The organism is Nonomuraea turkmeniaca (assembly GCF_005889735.1).
Classification (GTDB): Bacteria; Actinomycetota; Actinomycetes; order Streptosporangiales; family Streptosporangiaceae; genus Nonomuraea; species Nonomuraea turkmeniaca.
The window spans coordinates 39,675-60,441 of record NZ_VCKY01000033.1 but is presented as its reverse complement, the minus strand read 5'-3'; the positions used below and the strand labels follow the sequence as shown (position 1 = coordinate 60,441).

Annotated in this window: 19 protein-coding genes; 4 read left to right on the top strand and 15 right to left on the bottom strand. The window is 68.6% G+C overall.

What is annotated here, in order from left to right:
• The 12 genes from ETD86_RS12785 to ETD86_RS12730 all read right to left on the bottom strand — a co-directional run.
• A partial coding sequence (locus ETD86_RS12785; RefSeq protein WP_138666346.1) for an enoyl-CoA hydratase/isomerase family protein occupies positions 1 to 863 on the bottom strand: 863 nt, incomplete at its 3' end.
• Positions 864 to 987: 124 nt separating this feature from the next.
• Positions 988 to 1,203 carry a helix-turn-helix domain-containing protein gene (locus ETD86_RS12780; RefSeq protein WP_020547488.1) on the bottom strand — a complete coding sequence of 72 codons (216 nt, stop codon included), beginning with the start codon at positions 1,201 to 1,203 and terminating at the stop codon, positions 988 to 990.
• A 113-nt stretch (positions 1,204 to 1,316) separates the two neighbouring features.
• The gene (locus ETD86_RS12775; RefSeq protein ID WP_138666345.1) at positions 1,317 to 2,915 is read right to left on the bottom strand and encodes an ABC-F family ATP-binding cassette domain-containing protein; all 1,599 of its coding nucleotides are present in this window, start codon (positions 2,913 to 2,915) and stop codon (positions 1,317 to 1,319) included.
• Between the two features lie 111 nt (positions 2,916 to 3,026).
• A complete protein-coding gene (locus ETD86_RS12770) occupies positions 3,027 to 5,609 on the bottom strand; it encodes an exo-rhamnogalacturonan lyase family protein (protein ID WP_138666344.1) in 2,583 nt (860 codons plus the stop codon).
• Positions 5,606 to 6,226 carry a rhamnogalacturonan acetylesterase gene (locus ETD86_RS12765; RefSeq protein ID WP_138666343.1) on the bottom strand — a complete coding sequence of 207 codons (621 nt, stop codon included), beginning with the start codon at positions 6,224 to 6,226 and terminating at the stop codon, positions 5,606 to 5,608. The genes ETD86_RS12770 and ETD86_RS12765 overlap by 4 nt, the downstream gene beginning before the upstream one ends.
• Positions 6,223 to 7,098: a carbohydrate ABC transporter permease gene (locus tag ETD86_RS12760; RefSeq protein ID WP_138666342.1), complete on the bottom strand. Its 876-nt coding sequence runs from the start codon at positions 7,096 to 7,098 to the stop codon at positions 6,223 to 6,225. The genes ETD86_RS12765 and ETD86_RS12760 overlap by 4 nt, the downstream gene beginning before the upstream one ends.
• An 8-nt stretch (positions 7,099 to 7,106) precedes the next feature.
• Complete coding sequence (locus ETD86_RS12755; protein WP_246147878.1) at positions 7,107 to 8,069, bottom strand: ABC transporter permease; 963 nt, start codon at positions 8,067 to 8,069, stop codon at positions 7,107 to 7,109.
• A 52-nt stretch (positions 8,070 to 8,121) separates the two neighbouring features.
• A complete protein-coding gene (locus ETD86_RS12750; protein ID WP_246147877.1) occupies positions 8,122 to 9,663 on the bottom strand; it encodes an extracellular solute-binding protein in 1,542 nt (513 codons plus the stop codon).
• 20 nt (positions 9,664 to 9,683) lie between these two features.
• Positions 9,684 to 10,238: a YesL family protein gene (locus ETD86_RS12745; protein WP_138666340.1), complete on the bottom strand. Its 555-nt coding sequence runs from the start codon at positions 10,236 to 10,238 to the stop codon at positions 9,684 to 9,686.
• A 199-nt stretch (positions 10,239 to 10,437) separates the two neighbouring features.
• On the bottom strand, positions 10,438 to 11,097 hold the full coding sequence (locus tag ETD86_RS12740; RefSeq protein ID WP_211370003.1) for a DUF1961 family protein: 660 nt from the start codon (positions 11,095 to 11,097) through the stop codon (positions 10,438 to 10,440).
• 89 nt (positions 11,098 to 11,186) lie between these two features.
• Positions 11,187 to 12,206, bottom strand: a complete 1,020-nt coding sequence (locus ETD86_RS12735; protein ID WP_138666339.1) for a LacI family DNA-binding transcriptional regulator — start codon at positions 12,204 to 12,206, stop codon at positions 11,187 to 11,189.
• 492 nt (positions 12,207 to 12,698) lie between these two features.
• Entirely contained in the window at positions 12,699 to 13,358 is a 660-nt protein-coding gene (locus ETD86_RS12730) for an acVLRF1 family peptidyl-tRNA hydrolase (protein WP_138666338.1), read from the bottom strand.
• Positions 13,359 to 13,519: 161 nt separating this feature from the next.
• Between ETD86_RS12730 and ETD86_RS12725 the strand changes: the two genes are divergently transcribed.
• On the top strand, positions 13,520 to 14,548 hold the full coding sequence (locus ETD86_RS12725; RefSeq protein WP_138666337.1) for an EAL domain-containing protein: 1,029 nt from the start codon (positions 13,520 to 13,522) through the stop codon (positions 14,546 to 14,548).
• Between the two features lie 55 nt (positions 14,549 to 14,603).
• Complete coding sequence (locus ETD86_RS12720; protein ID WP_138666336.1) at positions 14,604 to 15,899, top strand: aminotransferase class V-fold PLP-dependent enzyme; 1,296 nt, start codon at positions 14,604 to 14,606, stop codon at positions 15,897 to 15,899.
• Positions 15,900 to 15,944: 45 nt separating this feature from the next.
• Here the strand turns inward: ETD86_RS12720 and hisG are convergent, their stop codons facing one another.
• The 3 genes from hisG to ETD86_RS12705 form a co-directional block, all read right to left on the bottom strand.
• Positions 15,945 to 16,790: an ATP phosphoribosyltransferase gene (hisG, locus tag ETD86_RS12715; protein WP_138666335.1), complete on the bottom strand. Its 846-nt coding sequence runs from the start codon at positions 16,788 to 16,790 to the stop codon at positions 15,945 to 15,947.
• 57 nt (positions 16,791 to 16,847) lie between these two features.
• Positions 16,848 to 17,111, bottom strand: coding sequence for a phosphoribosyl-ATP diphosphatase (locus tag ETD86_RS12710; protein ID WP_020547470.1), 264 nt, complete (start codon positions 17,109 to 17,111; stop codon positions 16,848 to 16,850).
• A gap of 93 nt (positions 17,112 to 17,204) precedes the next feature.
• The gene (locus ETD86_RS12705; RefSeq protein ID WP_138666334.1) at positions 17,205 to 18,167 is read right to left on the bottom strand and encodes an acetylxylan esterase; all 963 of its coding nucleotides are present in this window, start codon (positions 18,165 to 18,167) and stop codon (positions 17,205 to 17,207) included.
• 87 nt (positions 18,168 to 18,254) lie between these two features.
• Between ETD86_RS12705 and ETD86_RS12700 the strand changes: the two genes are divergently transcribed.
• Complete coding sequence (locus tag ETD86_RS12700; protein ID WP_138666333.1) at positions 18,255 to 19,271, top strand: LacI family DNA-binding transcriptional regulator; 1,017 nt, start codon at positions 18,255 to 18,257, stop codon at positions 19,269 to 19,271.
• A gap of 241 nt (positions 19,272 to 19,512) precedes the next feature.
• Positions 19,513 to 20,739 (top strand): extracellular solute-binding protein, encoded by a 1,227-nt coding sequence (locus ETD86_RS12695; protein ID WP_170223046.1) that lies wholly within the window; start codon positions 19,513 to 19,515, stop codon positions 20,737 to 20,739.
• The last annotated feature ends 28 nt before the right edge of the window (positions 20,740 to 20,767 follow it).

Genomic DNA, 20,767 nt, shown 5'->3' with positions numbered 1-20,767 from the left:
AGATGTCTTAGGGTCTCGTGGGCTCGGAGATGTGTAGAAGAGACAGGGAAGAGGGCCTTGAGGCGGCCCAACTGCTCCAGGCCCTCGGCCACACACTGCTCCTCCAGGGTGCGTGATCGCGCACCCTGGAGGAGTCGTTTGGTCGCGACAGCCGCGTCCCGGTTGGTCGACAACAGCTCCGCGGCCTTCTCTTGTACGGCTTGCGTCAGGTCGCCCCCGGCGACCGCTTTCTCCGCGAGGCCGATCCGCATGGCCTCGTCCGCGTGCACGATCCTGGCCGTCAGGCAGATGTCGATCGCCTTGGCCAGGCCCACCAGCTCGACCAGGGGCTTGGTTCCCGTGAGATCGGGCACCAGGCCCAGTGCGGGCTCCTTCATACAGAACGCGACATCATCGGCCACGATCCGCAGGTCGCAGGCGAGCGCGAGTTGAAACCCCGCCCCGATCGCATGCCCTTGCACTGCGGCGATGGAGACGATCTCCGGGCGGCGCAACCACAGGAACCCCGCCTGGGCCTGCCTGATGCGCTGTTCGAAGTCTGTGTCTCCGCTCTTGGCCGCCGAGCTGAACGAGCCCTGTCCGGGCACCCCCTCAGCTGTGAACATTCGCAGGTCGATGCCTGCCGAGAAGGACGGTCCCTCACCTTTCACGACGACGACGCGCACCTGCTCGGGCAGGCTCTCGCCGATGCGAGCCAGTGCCGACCATGTCGCGAACGTCTGCGCGTTGCGCTTGTCCGGCCGGTCCAGCGCGATCGTCGCTATCTCACCGTCCACCTCGAAACGAAGCCCGATCTCCGCCAATCGTTCGGCAGAGACGTCCTCCGCGTACCCCCCACGCTGTTGCGCCTGTGCTTCCGTCATCGCCCGATCCCTCCAGCCACAGTGCTGACCGTCGCGCCCGAGCCTACAGAATATGATTCTGGCTCGGGCGCGACGCCGGCTGACTAGGGACGGGCGGCTGCGGTCGCACGTTCCGAGGCGGCCGTCAGCGCTTGGACTTGCCTCGGGTCGCCCCGCCGCGCCCGCGCAGAGTCACACCGGACTCGCTCAGGATGCGATGGATGAACCCGTAGGACCGACCGGTAGAAGCAGCCAGGGCGCGGATGCTCTCGCCCGCGGCGTAGCGCTTCTTGAGATCGCCGGCCAGTTTTTCCCGGTCGGCCCCGGTGACCCGGGTGCCCTTCTTCAGTGTCTCGGCCACGAGTACCTCCTGTAGTGCCGGACTTCCGCAGCGTTACTCCGCCATGATCAGTCATTTCAGCGGGATCGGCTACCTACTCCACGGGAAAAGATCCGTACCCACTCAAATTAAGATCAGGCAAGTGCCACAAGATCGGAAAATTCGTCGCTCCACGCGTCTTCAGTTCCGTCAGGTAGCAAGATCACCCTATCCGGTGACAGGGCGTCAACGGCACCCTCGTCATGTGTGACTAGGACGATTGCTCCTGAATACGACCTCAGAGCGTTGAGAACCTGCTCCCGGCTGACCGGATCGAGGTTGTTCGTGGGCTCGTCGAGAAGGAGGACATTGGCGCTGGAGAGCACCAGCATGGCCAGCGCCAGCCGGGTCTTCTCCCCGCCGGAGAGGACACCGGCGGGCTTGTCGACGTCGTCGCCGGTGAACAGGAACGACCCGAGCACCTTGCGCAGCTCGGTGTCGGTGAACTCGCCGCCGGCCGAGCGCATGTTCTCCAGCAGGGTCCGGCCGGAGTCCAGCGTTTCGTGCTCCTGCGCGTAATAGCCGATCTTGAGGCCGTGGCCCGGCCGGATCTCGCCGGTGTCGGGCTCCTCGATGTTGCCGAGCAGGCGCAGCAGCGTGGTCTTGCCCGCGCCGTTCAGCCCGAGGATGACGACCCTGTGGCCGCGGTCGATGGCCACGTTGACGTCGGTGAAGACCTCCAGCGAGCCGTACGACTTGGACAGGCCCTCGGCCATGAGCGGGGTGCGCCCGCACGGCTGCGGCTCGGGGAAACGCAGCCGCGCAACCTTGTCGCTTTTGCGCTCTTCCTCGGTGCCGGACAGCAACCGGTGCGCCCGGCGCATCATGTCCTGGGCGGCCTTCGCCTTGGTGGCCTTGGCGCGCATCTTGTCGGCCTGCGCCAGCAGCGCACCGGCCTGTTTCTCGGCGTTGGCGCGCTCGCGCTTGCGGCGCTTCTCGTCGGTCTCACGCTGAGCGAGGTACGCCGTCCAGCCGACGTTGTAGTGATCGATCACCGACCGGTTGGCGTCCAGGTGCAGAACCTTGTTGACCGTCGCTTCAAGAAGGCCGACGTCGTGACTGATGATCACCAAGCCGCCCTGATGGGATCGCAAAAAATCACGAAGCCACCCGATTGAGTCCGCATCTAGGTGGTTTGTCGGCTCGTCGAGAAGGAGAGTTTCCGCCCCGCTGAAAAGAATTCGCGCCAATTCCACGCGCCTGCGCTGACCCCCGGAAAGCGTTTGCAACGGCTGCGTCAGGACGCGGTCCGGCAGCCCGAGACTGGAGGCGATGGAGGCCGCCTCTGACTCGGCGGCGTACCCGCCCAGCACGTGCATCTGGTCCTCGAGGCGGCCGTAGCGCTTGACCGCCTTCTCGCGGGTGCGCTCGTCGGCCGACGACATGCCGAGCTCCGCCTCGCGCAGCTTGCGGAGCACCTCATCGAGCCCGCGCGCGGACAGGATGCGGTCGCGGGCCAGCACCTGCAGGTCGCCGGTGCGCGGGTCCTGCGGCAGGTAGCCCACACTGCCGCTGGTGGCGACGGAGCCGGCGGCGGGCAGCGCCTCACCCGCCAGGACCTTGGTCAACGTCGTCTTGCCCGCGCCGTTGCGGCCGACGAGCCCGATCTTGTCCCCGGCGTTGACCCGGAAGGTGGCTTTCTCAATGAGCAGGCGCGCGCCCGCGCGCAGCTCTATATCATTGGCGATGATCATGGTGGCGGAACACTCCCGAGCTAGGAAACGAGGGTTTGGGCGTGCGACGCCGATCAATCGGGAGTGTGCATACCGATCAGTGTATGGCCACGCGCGCGGCCAAACCTCCGATTAATGTTCCGCCAGGTGCTTGCCGATCAGGGCGAGGTTGTGGATGGCGGCCAGGCCGTACTGCGCGGCCCCGTTGGTGCTGACGAACGGCGCCTCCCGCAGAGGAGACAGAACTTCGGGACCGTCGACCAGCGTCAGCTCCCAGTTCTCCTGCCGCTGCAGCTGGTTCTTGTTGAGCTGGTCACCCTCGTCGAAGGTGAACTTCCGCCACGCCCACGCGGCCAGGGCGGCGTCATCGGTGCGGGCGGCCGCGTACGCGGTGAGCCTGCTGTGCGCCTGGATCAGCGAGATGCCGCTCAGCCGCCGCCCCACCTCCGCCTCCTGCTGCTCGGGGGTGGCGAGGTAGAGGCGGCAGTAGTCCAGCCACGCCCGCTCGAACCCGGGGACGCCCAGGTCGAGCGCGATGAGCTCGGCGCAGATCTCCGGCAGCCCGAACAGCGACGACAGGTGCGAGACGGAGATCTTGTCGCTCGAGGCGTCGAACCGGCCGGTCTCCAGATTGAAGCGGGCCTCGCCGGTGAGGAAGCCCTGCGGCAGCGCCCCGATACCGGCCATCGTGCCGAGCAGCCGGTCTCTGGCCCGCTCGTCGCCGTACCGTTCCCAGCGGGTGAGCCAGGCCGCCGCCAGCGAGCCCCAGTCGGTGCCGAGGCCGACCGACAGCGCCGCCGGGTCCGGGGTGTAGACGTCCTGGCGCACCTTGCGCTGCGGGTCGATGACCGTGAACGTCTCCTCGGGCACGCTGAGCTCGTCCATCAGGTCGCCGGTGCGCTCGTCGGCGGTCAGGTAGTAGTAGAACCGCCGGTAGGCGGCGTTGGAGATCCGCAACTGCTTGCAGCTGCAGCCCCAATGCTGCACGTTGTGCCGGCTGCCCAGGCCCTTCCAGCGGCCCAGGTGGTAGACGTCGACCTCGCCGGTGTGCCGGGTCATGGCCTCGGCGAAGCGGAACACGTCGGACCGGCCGGTGCGCAGGTACTGCATCCACAACCACAGGTCGGGCGAGAGCTCCGAGTTGTCCCAGGCGTAGCCGCCCACGTCGTAGCGCCAGGTGTGCCGGTCCGGGTCGTAGGTGTGCATGACGTCGCCGTAGTCCCAGAACCCGTACCAGCGGCGTTGTTCGCGTTCCCGCACGTAGAGATCGAACAGGAAGTCCAGGCGGTCCTCGATGCGCGCGTGCGCGGGTGTGGAGGGGTCGGGCAGCTCCCAGACGCCGAACACGCCGGCTTCCCGCATCCGCTCGGGGGTCGCGACGAGCAGGCCGGGCTCGTTCATGGCGGCCGCGCAGGCGGCCAGGTCTTCCGAGGCGGGCGTGGCGTCGAGGGCGCGCAGGGTCAGCTCATGGGTACGGGCCACGCCGCGGGCGTCGCCGAAGCCCGGCTCGTAGTCCTCGTAGGTGATCTCCAGGCCCTCCAGCTGCTCGGCGAAGGTGTCCTGCCCCATGCCGTCGTGGTAGAAGCGCAGGTCCATGGCGGGCGCGGACGGCGACCACAACCAGACGGTCGCGGTGGCCAGGTCGGCGGCCGCGTTCCTGATGTCGAGGCGGGTGGGGTGCAGGCGCCAGAAGTCCCGCAGGCCGAAGCCGAGCCCGCCGCTGACGCCGCCCACGTAACCGTAGCCCGCCGAGCGGGCGCCCGACGGGATCGTCACCCACGCGTGGCCTTCGGCGGTGCGCTTGCGCAGCGTGAAGCCGTCGGCGGAGCCCTGGTCGAGCGTGTAGTCGTTCCAGGCGGGGATGAGGTGCAGGCGGTTGCCGACTTCGGGGTCGATCTCGCCGCACGGCCGGCCCGCGACCTGCGCCTTGCGTACGGACTCGCCGGGGTCGAGGCGCAGGCCGGTCAGGCCGCGTACCGCCTCGGTGAGGAAACCCCCGTCGCCGGCCAGCCGGACGTGCCGGTCGTGGAGCTCGTCGCGCATCACGACGTCGGCACGCAGGCCGACCCCGGCCAGGAAGTCCCGGTCGGGGTCGCCGTCCCAGACGAACGTGTGCATGATCCGCACGTCCTCTGCGCCGGCGTAGAAGTACAGGCGCACGGTGAACGGCAGCCAGTCGCCGTGCCGGCCCTCCAGGCGCACCACGGCGCGCACGGGGCCGTCCTGCTCCACCGTGACCCGCTCGACCACGCCGGTGACCTGCTCGCGGGCGACCGGGCCGCCCTCGTCGGGGGTGGGCTCGGCCTGGCGGAGGCTCACCAGGCGGACGTCCCTGGCGATCTCGCGGTCGCCGCGCGAGATCGAGCGGGCCAGCGTGCCGCCGGCCTCCTCGATCCTCCAGGTCACCACGCCGGTGCCGACCGTCAGCACGCCGCCCTCGCGGGCGACGGTGACGGTGGTGGCGGACGCGGCGGGCGCGCGGCCCGGCTCCAGCCGGTACTCCGAGCACTCCGGCCGGGCGCCGATGGCGTGGGCCGACCATTTGACCGAGCCGTCCGGCCACGTGGCCGTCACCCAGCTCTGCACAGGCACCTCACGGCCGTCCGCGTCGCTCAGCGCGAACGGCGCGCCCCGCTCGACCGCGCCGCGCGGCCACGGGACTCCCCAGGTCACCCCCTGCTCGCCCGGTCGGTCCAGCCAGCGCAGCTCCGTCATGCGATCTCCTTCAATCGCTCGGCGACGATCGCGGCCACCTCGTCGGCACCGCGGAAGCAGAAGTGCGTGTCGTCGGCGATCCCGTCCGGGTAGAGCGGGTGCACGCCGGGTGGGAAGTGCGTGAACAGGGCTTTGGACCCCTCTGGGCCGAGCCGCTCGTACAGCTCGGTGGTGGCGGCGGTCAGGTCGATCAACGGCACGTCCTCGGCGGCGGCCAGCGTCCGGACCTGCTCGGGGTAGTCGCCGTGCGTCGGGACCAGCCGGTCGCCCTCCCATCGGCGCCGCTGCACCGACGTGCACAGCACGGGCCGAGCCCCGGCCCCGCGCGCCTCCTTCACGAAGGCGCGCAGGTTGTCCCGGTACGGCAGGCCAGGGTCCTTCTGATCGTTGTGCCCGAACTGGATCACCACCAGGTCGCCGGGCACGACCTCGCGCAGCAGCGCCGCCCAGAGCCCTTCAGCGCGATGGCTGGCCGTGGTGGCGCCGCCCTTGGCGAAGTTGCGCACCGGGCGGCCCACGTGGGCGCCCAGTTGCGCGCCCCACCCCGACATGGGCGCCTCGAACGCCGGGCACGAGGCCACCGTCGAGTCCCCGGCCAGCAGGATCGCAGGCGTCATTCCTTGACCGAGCCGATCAGCACGCCCTTGACGAAGTGCTTCTGCAGGAACGGGTAGAAGCAGAGGATCGGCAGCGTGGCGATGACCACGACGGCGAACTTCAACCCCTGGGTGGGGAAGAACACCGTCTCCATGGCCGACAGCGCGTTCTGCGCGTCCGCGCCGGTGAGCTGGCGCACCAGCACCTGCAGCGTCCACTTGCTCGAGTCGTCGATGTAGAGCAGCGGCGACATGTAGTCGTTCCAGATGCCCACGGCGTAGAACAGCGAGAACGTCGCGATGATCGGCTTGGACAGTGGCAGCACGATCTTCCAGAAGACGCCCATCTCGGTGGCGCCGTCGATGCGTGCCGCCTCCTCCAGCGCCTCGGGCAGCTCCTGGAAGAAGCTCTTGACGATGATCAGGTAGAAGGGGTTGATCGCGAGCGGCAGGATCAGCGCCCAGTAGCTGTTGAGCAGCCCGAGGTCGCGGACGACCAGGTAGGTGGGGATGATGCCGCCGCCGAACACCACCGTGAAGATCACCAGGTTGAGCGCCAGGGTACGGCCCGGCAGGTACCGCTTGGCCAGCGGGTAGGCCATGGTGAGCGTGAGCCCGACCTGGACGACCGTGCCGACGACCGTCACCCCGATGGTCGTGAGCAGCGCCCTGATGAACACGTCGGTGGCGAAGATGTACTCGTAGGTGCTGGTGACGAACTTCTCCGGCCACAGGAAGAACGTCCGCGAGGCGATCTCCGACTCGGAGGCGAACGATCCGGCCAGGACGTACAGCAGCGGCAGGAGCGTGATCAGCCCCAGCCCGACGAGGACCGCGATGTTGATCGCGTCGAAGATGCGGCTGCCCACAGAGCGGTATTGATTGACAGACATGGTCGCTCCTAGAACAGGCCACGCTGGCCGAGGCGCTTGGCCAGCCAGTTGGAACCGAAGATCAACAGGACTCCCGCGACGCCCTTGAACAGTCCGACGGCGGTCGCGTAGCTGTACGCGCCCTGGTTGATGCCCACGTAGTAGACGAAGGTGTCGAAGACGTCGGCGGTACCGCGGTTCAGGTTGTTGGTCATGAGCCAGATCTGCTCGAAGCTCATGTCGAGCAGGTTGCCGGACATGAGGATGGCCATGACGACGATCGTCGGGCGGATCGCCGGGAGCGTGACGTGCCACAACTGCCGCCACCGTCCCGCGCCGTCCATCCTGGCCGCCTCGTACAGTTCCGGGCTCACCCCGGCCAGCGCCGCCAGATAGATGATCGTGGTCCACCCGGTGGTCTTCCAGAGCGTCTGCAGGATGATGATCGACCGGAACCAATCCGGCTGCGCCACGTAGTCGATCTTCTGCCCGCCCAGGAACTCGTGGATCCAGCCGGCGAGAACGCCGTAGTCGACGGAGAACAGGATGTACGTCAGCGACGCGACGATCGTCCAGGACAGGAAGTGCGGGATGTAGATCAGCGACTGCACCGAGCGCTTGAGGACGTTGATCCGCAGCTCGTTCAGCATCAGCGCCACGATGATCGGCGCCGGGAAGACGAAGATGATGTTCAGAAACGCCAGGAACAGCGTGTTGTACATCAAGCGGTTGAAGTCGGGCCCGGTGAACAGGTCCACGAAGTGCTTGAAGCCCACCCACTCGCTGCCGTTGTAGCCCAGGAACGGCACGAAGTCCTGGAAGGCGATCTGCAGGCCGCGCATCGGGACGTACTTGAAGACGAAGAAGTACGCCAGCCCGGGGATGAGCAGCAGGTACAGCCATCGGTAGCGCCACAGCGTCTGGGCTCTGTTGGGCTTGTGCCCGGCTACCTTGGCCGCCTTGACCGGTGGCGGCGCCAGGTCGGTGGCCACTCGGCCTCCTTTCTAGGGGAGGGGCCCGGTTGGGGGCCCCTCCCGGGTCACATCACTGGCCGAGCTTGGAGACCAGGTCGTTGATCTCCTGGGCGATCTGCGTGCCGCCGCCGTCGTACCAGCGCTTGATCTCGGCCTTCAGCTGCTCCTCGGTGAGCTGGCCGGCGAGGTACTTGACCCGCGCGTCGGTGACGATCGGGTTGAGCGTCGCGCCCTTGGCCACCAGGGTCGGCGGGACCACCGGCAGGCTGGGGTCGAACACGGCCGTCTTCAGGTCCTCGGCCACGCGCTCCTTGCGCTCGGCAAGGTCCTTCCGATACGGCGCCTCCGGGGGGACACGCGGGTAGGCGATACCGGTGGTGCCGGTGCTGGCCTGGGTGCCGAGCTGGATGAAGGCCTTGTCGACGTCGTCCTGGACCTGCTTGACCTTGGGGTCGTCCTGGTTGATCAGGACGGCTTCGCCGTTCTCGACCTTGAAGTTGCGTCCCTCGATGCCGTTGCTGAGCAGGACCTGGCCTTCCTTGCTGGCCAGTTTGTCGAGGGTCTTCAGCAGCTCGTCGAGCTGAGCCTCGGTCTTCACCCGCTGCTTGGAGACCGCCAGGATGTCGTTGTAGCCGCTGAACGGCAGGGAGAACTTCTTGCCGTCAGGACGGGAGAGGTTGCCGACGGTGAGGACCTTGTCGCCGTAGGTCTGCGGGTCCTGCTCCTTGAACAGGTCGAGCAGCTGGGTGGCGCGGACGTCGACGTCGATGATGATGCCGCCCTTGTTCTGGACGAACGGGTCGTTCCACTTGGCGGTGTCGAGCGTGTTCCAGTCCGGGTTGACGAGGCCCTCCTGGATCATCTTCTTCATGAAGCGGTTGGCCTCGAAGAACTCTGGCGTGTCGAACTCCGGCACGAGCTTGCCGTCGCGCTCGCCCCAGTTGTTCGGGGCGCCGAACCAGACGTCGATCACGTTGAACGGGTTGGAGGCCGCGAACTCGACGCCCGGCCACTTGGGAATGATCAGGCCGTAGGTGTCGTCCTTACCGTTGCCGTCCGGGTCCTTCTTGGTGAACGCTTCGGCGATCTTGTAGAGGTCGTCCGTGGTCTTGGGCGCCTCCAGGCCGACCTTCTTCAGCCAGTCGGCGCGGATCATGACCGCGGAGCGGAGCAGCGGCCTGGTCCGGTAGGGGCCGTAGATCTTGCCGTTGATCGAGGAGTTGAGCAGAACCTTCTCGTCACCGACCAGGTTGGGATACTTCTTGATCTTGTCGGTGAGGTCCCAGAACGCCCCGGCCGCCGCCGCCTTGCCGAAGGCCGGCGACTTCGGGTTGACCACCATGACGTCGGGGATGTTGTCGGAGGCCAGCGTGACGTTGACCTTCTCCTGGTAGTCCGCGTTCGGCACCCAGGTGACCTTGATCTTCTTACCGAGGAACTTCTCGATCGCCTGGTGCAGCTCGCCCTGCGGGTTCGGGGCCGTGCCGAACAGCTTGGTCATGAAGGTGATGGTGTTGGCGTCGGCCTGGTTCGACTCGCCGCCACCGCCACCGCCGGTACCGGAGCAGGCGGATGCCAGCAGGGCGGTCGCTAGCGTTAACGCACCAGCCATGAGCCGACTACGAGATGCGCTCATAGGTTCCCTTTCGAATGCAGGCGCGCCTCGTTCTCCTCGAAGAAGCGCAGGCAGAGCCATGTGTTGAGATAGATCCACGCACCGACGCTGATCACCAGCGCGAGGACGGGCATTGTCGCCGTCACGTAGGCGATCGCCCAGAGCGCGAACAGCAACAGCACGGTGGAGGCAGGCCTGGTCAGCGCCAGGAGTGACGCCTTGGGGATGTAGCCCCACAGCGGCAGCTTGTAATGCACGTACAACGGCCCGACGTACGCCCCGGCGGCGGCCAGCAGAAGCAGGGCCACGAACGTCGCGATCCGCAGCCCGCTCCATCCCGTACCTTGCGCGGCAAAGTACAGGTAGTTGCCGATCAGGACGGTGGCGAGCAGCGCCACCGGCAGGACCAGCAACGAGGCCCGGACGAACTCCCGTCGGTAGACGGTCCAGAATTCACGCCAAGCCTGAAACGATTCATTGCGGGCGTGCCTCCGAGCCAGGGTGTAGGCGGCTACAGTGGCGGGCCCGAGCCCGAGGATCACGCCTCCCGCGAGGGTGAAGACGATCCACATCAGGTTCAGCCGGACCGCCCAGATGAGCTCTGAGCAGGCAGCTTGGAATCTGATCGACATTGCGGGATGGTTCATCCGGCATACCACCTTTCGTGGCATCTGCACGGATCGGGGGTCGGTTGTTGCACCGCAGTTCCTGCCCAGTTACAAGCGAGTGAACGGCGGGTTGGTGCGAAATTAGTGTTGAATCGACTCAAAGTCAATGAGCCCAGACCCGGAGATTTCCGTACTCTCCGATCAGCGGAGCCATCTGGCGAAAGCCGATTTTGCCTCCTGCCAGGGCGGAACCGCCGATCGAGCCGTCGTCCGCCCAGCGGAACGAGACCAAATCGTTGATTCCGAAGGTGATCTCCGACCCCTTGACGTCGAGGCGGACGGCGTAGGGGCCGTCCGCGTCGAGCACCGCCGGGAGCGGGTCGGGGCCCTGCGCGACCAGGTGGAAGCCATGGCTCTTGCGCAGGTTGCACGTGTGCAGGGCACGTTCGGAGGCCCACATGCGACGGAAGTAGGAGACGTGGTAGGCGTCGATGTCGCCGTGGTGGTACTGGTCGTACGGGCCGGTGCGCTCGGCCAGAGCGGGGTCGAACAGGTCCTCGCCGTTCCTGCCCCGGGCGTGGAAGAACATGATGGCCAGGCCCGGCTCCCTGATCGGCCAGAAGTCCCACTCGACGCGTATGCCGGCCGGGAACTCTTCTGGGCACCACAGCACCAGGTTGGCCGCCTGGCCGTCGGAGGCCGGTCTTCGGCTCTCCAGGCGCAGGCGGCCCTGGGGGAAGGAGACGGCGCCGTCGCCCTCCATCCGGAAACCTTCCAGGTCGCCGTGGGTGGCGAGGGGATTCTGATAGATGATCTCGGGCAATGGGGTTCCTTCCGGTGGGCACGCCGGCAGGGGCCTTCGCCCCTGGCAACGGCGTGGCCCGGAATCGGTGGCAGGGAAGCGGTGGAGCCTCAGTCGTCGCGGCGCATGGCGCTGGACTCGCGTACCACCAGGTCGGGCTGGAAGATGACCTGTCTGTGGCGATGTTGCTCGGGCTCGGCGACCTCCTCGAGCAGCAGGTCGATGGCCGTGCGCCCGAGCAGCTCGCGCGGCTGCCGCACCGAGGACAGCGGCACCGCGGCCGCCGCGGCGAAGTCGATGTCGTCGTATCCGATGATGGCCAGGTCCTCGGGCACGCGCAGCCCGTGGGTGGCCATCGCTTGTAAGAAGCCGAGCGCCATCATGTCGTTGGCGCAGAAGGCGGCGGTGGGCCGTTTCCCTGGTGGCAGGGCCGCCACGCGTTCCCCGATGGCCCGGCCCTCGGCGACGGTCAGCGTGGGCGCGGTGGCGGTGAGCAACTCGACGGCGCCGTCCGCGGCGGCGACGGCGCTGCTGAGGCCCGCGTGCCGGTCGGCCACCTGTTTGATGGACGGCGGGCCGCCCACGAACATGATCCGCCGGTGCCCGCGTTCGACGAGGTGAGCGCCGGCGATCTGCCCGCCGAGCCGGTCGTCGACCGCCACCGAGCACTGCAGCCCGGTGGCCGGCCGGTCGACCAGCACCACGGGCGTGCCCCGGGCGATCAGCTCCTCCAGCCACGGGGTCTCCGTCTCGACCGGGGTGATCAGTATGCCCATCACCCGCTGCTGTTCGAGCTGGTCGAGGTGGCGGCGCTCGCGGCCGGGGTCACCGGCGCTGTTGCAGAGCACCACCATCGTGTCGTGGTCCTCGGCCAGCGCCTCGGCGCCCTGGGCCACGTCCACGAAGAACGGGTTGGACACGTCGAGCACGACGAGCCCGACCGTCCGGCTGCGGCCGACCCGCAGGTGGCGAGCCACCTCATTGCGGACGAAACCGAGCTTCTTGATCGCTTCGAAGACGCGTTCGCGTGTGGCGGGGGACACGATCTCCGGGCGGTTGAGCACATTGCTCACCGTGCCCACTGAGACGCGCGCCAGCTGCGCGACCTCCTTGATGTTCCTGGTCGCCATCGATCCTCACGAGGCCGTGCTGCTGTGATTTCGCTCATCATAGCGGGATTCAAGATTGTTTTGAATCGTCTCAAAACCTCAAATCGGTCACGAGGTCGATGTTGCGGCGGCGGCCTTCATACCGTCGAGCATCAGATGCAGGTGTTTCGCCGAGTCGGCGGCCCCGGAGCGGGCAGGTTGGCCAGGTGGCAGGTGAAGACGTTCAACAGGTGGATGAAGGCCCTCACCGCCGCCGTCGGCCCGCATCGAGCCCTCCGCCGGCATACGAGGGCGCGGCCAACTGCTCCACCCAGAGCCCGAGGATCCGCGCGAACTCGGCAGAGCCCACGATCGTGCCCTCGGGAAGCGAGGCCAGCGCGGCCCGGCCCGCTCGGCGATTCAGGAGACGAAGTCCCAGATCGGCACGTTCACCCTCTACAAGGTGCGAGGTCGCGACTCCGACGAGAGCACCGATCTTTCGCATCTCATCGGCCGTGGTCAAGTGCCCTGAGGTCATCCGTCGGGGGGATCCAGCACGCGGATGCGTACCGCGCGGAAGGTGGCCGGCGTCTCGCGGAGCACGGCCAGCTTGGGGTCGGGCACCACCAGGAAGGGCCCGGTCTCCAGGGCGAGCAGCGGCGCCAGCCGCCGGTCCTCGCGCAACGTGTCCACCGCCCGCCGGTCCCCGCCGAGCACCACCCCGTCCAGCTCGCCGAGGTACGGCGACAACACCCGCACCGCCGTCTCCACCGCGTCGTCGAACGCCTGGGCCGCCTGGTTGCGCCGTCGCCTGGCGAAGCGCTGCTGCGACCACCCGCCCGCCGCCGTACGCCCCTGCACCAGCCGCGATCCCACCTTCGACACCACCAGGCCGGAGCCGTGGAAGACGCCGGCCGCGTAGCCGCCGAGCCGTACCAGGAAGACCCCCACCCGCCGCTCGGCCTGAGCGTGCGTGACAAGCCTGGTGACGTGGGGCGGACCCGGCTTCATGGGCGGGAACGGCACGTGCAGCTCGGCCAGCGCCCCGTCTGCTGCGCTCAGCCGGACCATCTGGTCGTCACCGGTCGCGGAGAAGGGGCCGTGGCGATCGGCGAAGCCGTCGATCCACGGGTGCACGCGCTCGGGCGGCACCGTGACCCACCGGCCACCGCCCTTGGCCGGACGCGCGTTCATGCCCTGAAGGGTATGGCCTGTTCCTGGTATTCGCGATGCGCCGGCCGACCGAAACCGAACGAGATTCCCCTCCGAGCCAGTAGGGAACTCCAGGGTAAATGTCGGTAAATTCTGTTTCGTGGGGCTTCTGTGACTCCAGCTCCTGGCGGAATCATCTGTCTGTGTCGTCCTCCCTGCTCACCAGCCCCATGGTTGACCTCGACACCGGGGCGGTCATCGCGCACCCCGCCGTCGTCGACCAGGCGGGCACGCTCCGGGCGACCCCGCTGCCCATGATGCTGGAGCTCCCCGTCCGGGTGCTGCTGGCGGGCGCGGGCGCGCTCGCGCCGCTGCACGAGGCGCTGCGCCGGGCGGGCAGGCATCCGCGCGAGGCGATCCTTCTCGTCACTGGACCGTGCCATGAACAAGATCGGCCGCTGATGAAGGTCGGGCTCGACGGCCTGCGGTCGATCGGCTACCTGCTGGGCTTCGCCGACGTCGGCTCGTACGGCGCGTCGCTGGAGCTGGTCACGGACTCCTCGCCGTACCTGCTGGCCCTGGACCCCGACCTGGTGACGCGTATTCCGGCCGACCACCGGGCGACCGCGGTGGCACGGTCGGTGGTGACGCTGGCGGGTGGCATCGGCGCGCACGTGATGGCGCCGGGCGTCGAGCGCGAGGCGCAGGTGGCGGTGGTCCGCGGCCTGGGCGTGCGCCTCGCGCACGGCCCCCTGCTCGCACCCGGCCCTGACGGCAAGGTACGGGTGCCGCTCCCGGTCACCGACACCACGCCGGACGCCGCCCTGCTGGGCCCGCGCGTTCAGGAACTGCTGATCCCCGCGGTGACGCTGCCGGCGGAGGCCAAGGCGGAGGAGGCCGTGGAGGCGTTCGGGCACGAGCCGACGATCACCAGCGTGATCCTGGTGGACGAGTACCAGCGGCCCAAGGGCAGCCTCGACCGCAGCCGCTTCCTGCTGTCGTTCGCGGCCCGCTTCGGCCATGCCCTGCACGGGTCGAAACCGGCCCAGCGGCTGGCCGACCCGCCGCGCACGGTCCCCCGGACGACTCCGGCCATCGCGGCGATGCAGGCGGCCGGCCGGGACGCCGGCCGCGTCTACGACGACCTCGTGGTGACCGACGAGATGAACCGCTGCCTGGGCATCGTCCGCGTCTCCGACCTGATCAGGCAGGTGACCTCGGTCAGGAGCTGATAACGACTCGCCCCCGGTCCTGGGCGGCGGCCCGGCGCCCGGATATGAAGGAGGCATGCCGCTGAACAGACGGGCCCTGCTCGGCGCGGGGGTGCTGGCCGGAGTGGCCGCGTGCACGGCCGCGCCCGCCACTCCCGCGCCCGCTCCCACGAAGACCTCCTTCGACCCCGGCGACTGGGCGTCCGTCCGGGCCCAGTTCTCGCTGGATCCCGCTTACGCGCACTTCGCCGCTTTCGTACTGGCCCCGGCCCCGGCGCCGGTCCGCGAGTCGATCCAGACCTACCGGGAGGCCCTGGACGCCGACCCCGAGTACACACCGCCCGGTGAGCAGGCCCCCGACCAGGCCGTACGCGAGGCGGCCGCCCGCTACCTGGGCGGCCGGCCGGACGGCATCGCGCTGACCGACAGCACCACGATGGGCCTCGGCCTGCTCTACTCGGGCATCCGGCTGCGCCCGGGACAGGACGTGCTGACCACCGAACACGACTTCCTCGCCACGCACGAGGGCCTGCGGCTGCTGGCCGAGCGCACCGGCGCGAAGGTCCGCAGAGTCCGGCTGTACGACGACCCGGCGCGCGCCTCGGCCGACCGCATGGTGGAGGCGATCAAGAACGGGCTCGGACCGCGGACCAGGGTGGTGGCGATCACCTGGGTGCATTCGAGCACCGGCGTGCGCGTTCCCGTCCGGGCCATCGCCGACATGCTGGCCGAGGCCAACAAAGGCCGCGACGAGCGGGACCGGGCGCTGCTGTGTGTGGACGGGGTGCACGGGTTCGGCGCGATGGCCGACGGGGTGGCGGACCTGGGCTGCGACTTCCTGGCCAGTGGCACGCACAAGTGGTTGTTCGGCCCGCGCGGCACCGGGATCGTATGGGGCCGGGCCTGGGACGCTCTCGCGCCGATCATCCCGAGCTTCAGCCAGGCCGCGTTCGACGCCTGGCAGAGCGGCGGATCACCGGCCGCGAGCACGGCCGAGCTGGTCACACCGGGCGGCTACAAGGCGTTCGAGCACCGGTGGGCCATGCCGCGGGCGTTCGCGTTCATGGACGCCATCGGCAAGGACCGCGTGCAGCGGCGCACGCAGGAGCTGTCCACCCGGCTCAAGAGTGGTCTGCGGCAGCTGCCGCACGTCACGCTGGCCACGCCCGAGTCGCCGGAGCTGTCGGCCGGGCTGGTGTGCTGCTCGATCAGCGGCATGCAGCCGATGGAGGCGGTGAGCCGGCTGCACGCGCAGAAGGTGATCGCGAGCGTCACGCCGTACCTCGACCCGCTGCTGCGCTTCGGGACGAGCATCGTGACCACGCCCGAGCAGGTGGATCAGGCGATCAAGGCCGTGGCGGGACTGAGATGAAGGGGCCGGGCGGCAGGACAGCCTGCCGCCCACAGCCGGGGAAGGTCAAAGCCGGCAGGCGTAGATGTCGGTGACCAGGATGGCCCTGGCGCCGATGTCCCACAGCTGATCCATGACCTGCTGGTGGCCCTTGCGCCGGACCATGGCGCGGACGGCGACCCAGCCCTCGCGGTGCAGCGGCGAGACCGTCGGACCCTCCATGCCGGGCGTGAGCGCGATGGCCTCCTCGATCCGCTCGGCGCGGATGTCGTAATCCATCATGACGAAGTCGCGCGCGTGCACGACGCCCTGGAAGCGGCGGACGAGCTGGCCGGCGCCGGGCGTCTCCGCCGCGCCCTCCCGCTTGATCAGCACGGCCTCCGAGCGCATGATCGGCTCGCCGAACACTTCCAGGCCGACGTTGCGCAGCGTGGTGCCGGTCTCCACGACGTCGGCGACCGCGTCGGCCACGCCGAGCCTGATGGCGGTCTCGACGGCACCGTCCAGCTTGATCACGCGCGCGTCCACGCCCTGGTCGGACAGGTATTTCTCGAGCAGGCCCGCGTAGGAGGTGGCGATGCGCCGGCCGTCGAGGTCCTGGACCGACGTCATCGTGCCCGCGGCGGCGGCCAGGCGGAAGGTGGAGCCGCCGAAGCCGAGCGGCATGATCTCCTCGACCGGCGCACCGGAGTCGACCAGCATGTCCCGGCCGGTGATGCCGAGGTCGAGCGTGCCCTCTCCGACGTAGACGGCGATGTCGCGAGGGCGCAGGAAGAACAGCTCACAGCCGTTGTCCTCGTCGACGAGGACAAGCTCCTTGCTGTCCCTGCGCGGCCGGTAACCGGCCTCTTTGAGCATGTGCTGGGCGGCCTCGCTGAGCGCGCCCTTGTTGGGTACTGCCAGACGCAGCATGTCAGGTCCTCGTTTCCGTAGCTTCTCCAGGGTTGTCGGCGGCGGGCGCTCGGCGCCCTAGAGATGCTTGTAGACCTGGTCGAGACCGATGCCCTTGGCGATCATGAGCACCTGCACGTGGTAGAGGAGCTGCGAGATCTCCTCGGCGGCCCTGTCGTCTGACTCGTGCTCGGCGGCCATCCAGCTCTCGGCGGCCTCCTCGACGACCTTCTTGCCGATGGCATGGACGCCGGCGTCGAGCGCGGCCACGGTGCCCGAGCCCGCGGGCCGGGTCCGAGCCTTCTCTGACAGCTCGGCGAACAGCTCTTCGAAGGTCTTCATGGTCTCTCTCGTCGGTCGGCTGACGTGCCTATAAAGCCTAGTCTGCGACAGCGGATGCCGCCGCCCCGCGTCCGCCACGCGAGACGGCGCCGGTCAACCGAGCGCCTTCCTCGCGCGCGCGATCCTCTCCATGGCCTGAACGGACTCGCCGCCCTCGTGCCCGTTGTACGGATAGACCTTGATGTCCTTCTCGCCGGCGTAGTGGTTGTAGGCGGCGAACACCGTGGACGGCGGCGTGATCCCGTCCTGCAACCCGACGGAGAACAGGGCGGGCGTGGCGGCGCGGGCGGCGAAGTTGACCCCGTCGAAGTAGGACAGCGTCTCGAAGACCGGCTCCACCCGGTCCTTGAACACCCTGCAGTAGGCGGCGATCTCAGCGTACGGGTGCTCGGCCGTGATCTCGGTGGCATGCCTGACGTGCGACATGAACGGGACGTCGATGAAGGCACAGGCCAGATCGGGCGCCAGCGCCGAGACGGCCAGGGCGATGGCGCCGCCCTGGCTGGCGCCGCCGACCGCGACCGTGCCCACCCGGGGATGCGCCCGGGCGGCTTCGACCGCGCGTACGGCGTCGGTGTACAGCCGCCGGTAGTAATAGGTGTCCGGGTCGTGGATGCCGCTGGTCATGACGCCGGGCGTCTGCGGGCCGGTGCCGGGGAACGGGTCGGCGGTGTCGCCGCGCCGCCATCCGCCGGCGCCCTGTCCCCGGCTGTCCATGGCGAACACCGCATAGCCGACGCTGGGCCACAGCAGCCAGTCGATCGGCAGCCCGCGCCCGCCGCCGTAGCCCTGGTACTCGACAACGCAGGGCACCTGACCGTCGGCGTGGCGCGGCAGGAGCAACCAGCCCTTGATCGGGTGGCCGCCGAATCCGGCGAACGTGACGTCGTACACCTCGCCGACCGTCAGCTCGGACGGCACGGGCGTGAACGAGGGATCGAGGTCGTGAGCGCGGGTCTCGGCCAGTGTGCGGGCCCAGAAGGCGTCGAAGCCGGCGGGCTCGGTGCGTTCGGGGAGGTACTCGCGTAGTTGTGCGAGCGGCATGTCGACGAACAAGAGCGCTCCTCCAGAGGGAATCGGACAGGAATTCTGTCATCATGTCGCTGATACGGTTCAGCGAAAGTTTCATGGATAGGAGCCCGGGTGAAAAGGCCGACGATCGCCGACATCGCCAAGCGGGCCGGCGTGTCCAAGGGTGCCGTCTCCTACGCGCTGAACGGCCAGCCCGGCGTCTCGGAGGAGACCAGAGCCCGCATCCAGGCCATCGCCCAGGAGATCGGCTGGCGGCCGAACGTGGCCGCGCGCTCGCTCAGCGGCGCCCGGGCCGACGCCATCGGCCTGGTGCTCTGCCGGCCCGCCCGCTTCCTCGGCGTGGAGCCGTTCTTCATGGAGCTGATCAGCGGCATCGAGGGTGAGCTGGCAGCCAACTCGTGCGCGCTGATGTTGCAGGTGGTCCCCAGCCACGAGGCCGAGATCGCGGTCTACCGGCGCTGGTGGGGCGAGGGCAGGGTGGACGGCGCGATCCTGGTCGACCTGCACGCCGACGATCCCCGCATCCCGGTGGTCGAGCAGCTCGGCATGCCTGCGGTCGTGACCGGGCACCCGTCGGGCACCGGCTCGCTGCCCGCGGTGTGGTCGGACGAGGTGGTCGTGTTGCGCGAGGTGATCGAGTATCTCGCGGCGCTCGGCCACCGGCACATCGCCAGGGTTGCCGGGCTGCCGGCGCTGCTCCACACGAGGATCAGGGACGAGGCGTTCGCGGAGATCTGCGCCGAGTCGGGCGTGACCGAGCATCCGGTCGTCCACACCGACTACACGGGTGAGCAGGGCGCCCGGGCGACCCGTCGGCTGCTCAGCTCTCGGGCCAGGCCCAGCGCGATCGTCTACGACAACGACATCATGGCGGTGGCGGGGCTGTCGGTCGCCCAGGAGATGCGCCTGGACGTCCCCACCGAGCTGTCGATCGTGGGTTGGGACGACTCGCCGCTCTCCCAGGTGGTGCGGCCGTCGCTGACGGCGGTGACGCGCGACATCCCCGCCTGCGGCGCGCACGCCGCCCAGACCCTGCTCCGGCTGATCGGAAGCGGTGAGACGGGGAGTCTTGAGGGGCCGGCGGCGCGCCTGCTGCCCCGGGGCAGCACCGCTCCCGCGGGGATGTGACCGAACCGTTTCATAAGCCGCTGACCTACAGGTCGGGGCCCTGTGGAGCGGAAACATCATGACAACGTTGTCGTCAGCCTATTGTAACTTACCCGTTTAAGTGGTGAGATCCCTTCACATATGAATTGGGCGCCGGTCGTGGGATGCCCTCGCACATCCGCACGCCCCCGGAAGGCGCCCATCCGACCGATAGATCGGATGGCCCATGCGACGAATGATGGCAGCTTGCAGCACGGTCCTGTTGGCGGCTCTGAGCGCGGCCTGCGCCACGAGCGGCCAGACGCAGACCCAGCAGGCGAACCAGAACGCGAACGCCCCCGTGACTCTGTCCTTCTGGTCCACGGGCGGAGACGACGAGACCGCGACCTTCCAGAAGGCCGCCGACCTCTACAAGCAGAAGCACCCGAACGTGACGGTCAAGGTGCAGACCCTGTCGTGGTCCGACGCGTACGCCAAACTGCTGGCGGCGGCCACCAGCCGCAACGGACCCGACATCATCTCCGGCGGCATGACGTGGACCATCCAGTTCGGCGCCAGGGGCGCCATGGTGGACCTGCGCAAGCACGGCCTCGAGTCACTCAAAGCGCAGGCCCTGCCCGCCCAGTGGGAGTCGGCCATCTCCCCCGACGGCTCGGTGTACGGCGTGCCGCTGGACATGTCGACCCTCGCCCTCTACTACCGCACCGACCTGCTGGAGCAGGCCAAGGTCGAGCCGCCCAAGACCTGGGAGGAGCTGACCGCGACCATCGGCAAGCTCAAAGCGGCCGGGGTCAAGAAGCCCTACGGCCAGGACTGGGGCAACCTCGACTGGATCGGCTACTTCAACTACCTCTACCAGGCGGGCGGCTCGTTCTACACCGCCGACTGCAAGCCCTCGCTCAACACCCCGCAGGCCGAGCAGGCGCTGAAGTACTGGGTGGACCTCTACCGCGAGCACGGCGCGCCCACCGCGACCGTGGAAGGCGCCGACGCGCTGGACACCGGCACCGCGATGGTGGTGGCGGGCAACTGGATCGCCAAGGGCATCGACATCAACAAGCCCAAGCTGAAGGGCAAGTGGGCGATGACCACGATCCCCGCAGGCCCCGCCGGGCCGACCGCGTTCATCGGCGGCCGGGCCATCGGCGTGACCTCCTTCAGCAAGTACGTCCAGACGAGCACGGACTTCGTCAAGTTCATGTACAGCGACGAGGCCATCACCGCGATCGCGGACGAGGCCAAAAAGCGGAACATCTCCTACATTCCGCCGCGCCCCGACAAGATCGTGAACGGCTCGGTGTTCACTCCTGAGCAGGCCCAGGTGTTCGAAGCCTCGATCAAGACCGGCAAGGCCGCGCCGGGCTGCCCCGGCTGGGACGAGAGCGCGCCGGACGTGACCAAGCAGCTCCAGTCAGCGATCCTCGGCAAGGCGGACATCAAGACCGCACTGGCGGAAGCCGCCAAGGTCATGGAACGCAACGCCGGATAGCCGCTCCGCCGGGACCGGCGCCGCCCGG

Bases quoted from the DNA above. Each gene is read 5' to 3' on its own strand.
- ETD86_RS12775 (WP_138666345.1), bottom strand. From the start codon at position 2,915: ATGATCATCGCCAATGATATAGAGCTGCGCGCGGGCGCGCGCCTGCTC.
- ETD86_RS12770 (WP_138666344.1), bottom strand. From the start codon at position 5,609: ATGACGGAGCTGCGCTGGCTGGACCGACCGGGCGAGCAGGGGGTGACC.
- ETD86_RS12765 (WP_138666343.1), bottom strand. From the start codon at position 6,226: ATGACGCCTGCGATCCTGCTGGCCGGGGACTCGACGGTGGCCTCGTGC.
- ETD86_RS12760 (WP_138666342.1), bottom strand. From the start codon at position 7,098: ATGTCTGTCAATCAATACCGCTCTGTGGGCAGCCGCATCTTCGACGCG.
- ETD86_RS12750 (WP_246147877.1), bottom strand. From the start codon at position 9,663: ATGGCTGGTGCGTTAACGCTAGCGACCGCCCTGCTGGCATCCGCCTGC.
- ETD86_RS12745 (WP_138666340.1), bottom strand. From the start codon at position 10,238: ATGTGGATCGTCTTCACCCTCGCGGGAGGCGTGATCCTCGGGCTCGGG.
- ETD86_RS12735 (WP_138666339.1), bottom strand. From the start codon at position 12,206: ATGGCGACCAGGAACATCAAGGAGGTCGCGCAGCTGGCGCGCGTCTCA.
- ETD86_RS12730 (WP_138666338.1), bottom strand. From the start codon at position 13,358: ATGAACGCGCGTCCGGCCAAGGGCGGTGGCCGGTGGGTCACGGTGCCG.
- ETD86_RS12720 (WP_138666336.1), top strand. From the start codon at position 14,604: ATGCCGCTGAACAGACGGGCCCTGCTCGGCGCGGGGGTGCTGGCCGGA.
- hisG (WP_138666335.1), bottom strand. From the start codon at position 16,790: ATGCTGCGTCTGGCAGTACCCAACAAGGGCGCGCTCAGCGAGGCCGCC.
- ETD86_RS12710 (WP_020547470.1), bottom strand. From the start codon at position 17,111: ATGAAGACCTTCGAAGAGCTGTTCGCCGAGCTGTCAGAGAAGGCTCGG.